Annotated in this window: 2 protein-coding genes; both read left to right on the forward strand. The window is 65.3% G+C overall.

All coding sequences use genetic code 11. The annotated features are described in order from the left end of the window. Positions 1-104 precede the first annotated feature (104 nt). Positions 105-1,229: a M48 family metalloprotease gene (locus tag ACFC8N_RS48855; RefSeq protein ID WP_376296101.1), complete on the forward strand. Its 1,125-nt coding sequence runs from the start codon at positions 105-107 to the stop codon at positions 1,227-1,229. Beyond that, a complete protein-coding gene (locus tag ACFC8N_RS48860; RefSeq protein ID WP_356036184.1) occupies positions 1,226-1,654 on the forward strand; it encodes a hypothetical protein in 429 nt (142 codons plus the stop codon). The genes ACFC8N_RS48855 and ACFC8N_RS48860 overlap by 4 nt, the downstream gene beginning before the upstream one ends. Positions 1,655-1,948: the final 294 nt, after the last annotated feature.

Consider the following 1,948-nt stretch of genomic DNA (forward strand, 5'->3'; position numbering starts at 1 on the left):
GGTTCTGGTCATGAGGGGGTGGTTCTCCTGTCGTGCCCTCTCAGGCTAACCCGACGAAGCGGGACGTCTCACCCAAGGCTGACAGAGAGGGTCCACCGCCAGACTTGTCTTACCTGGCACATCGCGCGACAGGAAGCCACGTCTTCGTGGGGAACTCGGGCTACCGTAAAGGGCCTGACTACCTCGCGTACCTCACAGTCCTGTTGGGGCTGCCCACGGCGTTGCTGAGCGGATTCCTCGTGGCACTGATCGGCGCGCTCTTCGGCACGGCGGCTTCGTGGGTCGTCCCCCTCGTCTGGTTCGGTGCTGCACCCCTGGTTGCCCTCCGGCAAGCCGAGAGAGCGATCGCACGACGCTTCCTGGGCTACCGCGAGCCAACAGAGGACGAGCACCACAAGATCGGCCCCGTCTTCGCAGAGGTGTGCAGCCGGGCCGCCGTTGACCCCGCGCGCTACCAATTGTGGGTTGCGGCCGACGATGGTCTGTTCGCGCGCGCCTTCATGGGACACAGCGTTGTCATCAGCGCTGCTGCCGTCGAACGTCTTTCCGGCGCGCAGCTGGCGGCGGTGATCTCCCACGAGATCGGCCACGTAGCCGGCTATCACACTTTCGCCTCTTCTGTGGTGTGGTGGTGGGGCCTCCCAGCCCGTGTCCTGGGAACCTTCTGGTCAGGCTTCGCGTACGGGTTCACCCGATTGTCCTGTGCCCTGGGCGGACTCTTCGTCATCTTCTCCGGGACATTCGTGCTGGCCGCTGTGCTAGTCGTGCCCTGGTACGGGCCGGTGCTAGTCGCGGCCGCGGTTCTGGCCCGCATCGCTTCGCGAGGCAAGGAGTACCGTGCAGACGACTATGCGGCCCGCCTCGGGTTCGCCCCGGTGTTGGCGCAGCTGCTGCGGTCAGACAACGAGACGAGCTCACCCCAGAAGTCTTACGGCCGCCCCTCCCGGCTCCTGCACCTGCTTTTCAGACGATTCCCGTCACCGGAACAGAGGTTGCTCCGGATCAAGGAATATCTCGGGCCTGCGCAGGGGGCTCGGCCGACTCGCGCCCGATCGACTTACCCGGAACCGACTCTCGAAGAGTTGCGGGAGAACCCTAATCTTCCCGCAGCCACCGCCGACATTGTCAACGCGCTGCAGACAGTCTTTCTGACCGTCGGGCCGCCCCCTGACGCCATTCGGGCAGACAGCAGCACCGGAATGCCCGTCCCCAGCGGAGGACAACAGTGAACACGGATGACCCCCGCGTCGGGGCGTACGCACTGGCGGAACAGTGGGCCACCCTCCCGCCCGAGCACCTGAAGGCGGCGCTGAAATCCGCTGACGCAGAACTGGCCCGCCAGCATGAGCACCGGATGGCCAGGGTGAAGGCGTCGACGGACGCGGCACGGCGTGCACATGTCCTGCACCTGTCGGGCGTCATCGCGGCCTTCCTGATCTCGGGCGGGATGATCGCAGGGGCCATCATCAGTGCCCAACTCGGGCACGAGGCTCTCTCCTACGTCCTGGTCGGGCCGACCTGTTTGGCCCTGGCCTCCCTCTTCGTCCTGCGCAAGCAACCCCAAGGAGTCCAGGAAACCACCCGCCTATCGCTCTCGGCGTTGAACGCCTCACCGAACCAGCCGAGCGGACCTAGCGGTGCGGGCATCGTCTGATCCGGTCTCGACACCGGCAACGTCGAAACATCAGTCCTCTGACTTCGCGAAGGACGGTCTGGTGCGGTAGCCCCTCCCTCGTTCGACGGCTAAACAATCTCAAGGACCTCCGGTACGGGACGACGCGGCGTAGCGGGTCCCTGCGGTCTGTAGGGGAGATGCCGGCGGCGGCTGAACCGTGGTTCTGGATCACTTTCAGGGCTCTGTCGCTGATTTGGGGGTGGGTGACGATCAGGAGCAGGCGGGCATCAGCTGTGCGTGGGGGATGTGGTTCGCCTCGCTGACCTCCTTCTT

Source organism: Streptomyces sp. NPDC055966 (genome assembly GCF_042269865.1).
Lineage (GTDB): Bacteria > Actinomycetota > Actinomycetes > Streptomycetales > Streptomycetaceae > Streptomyces.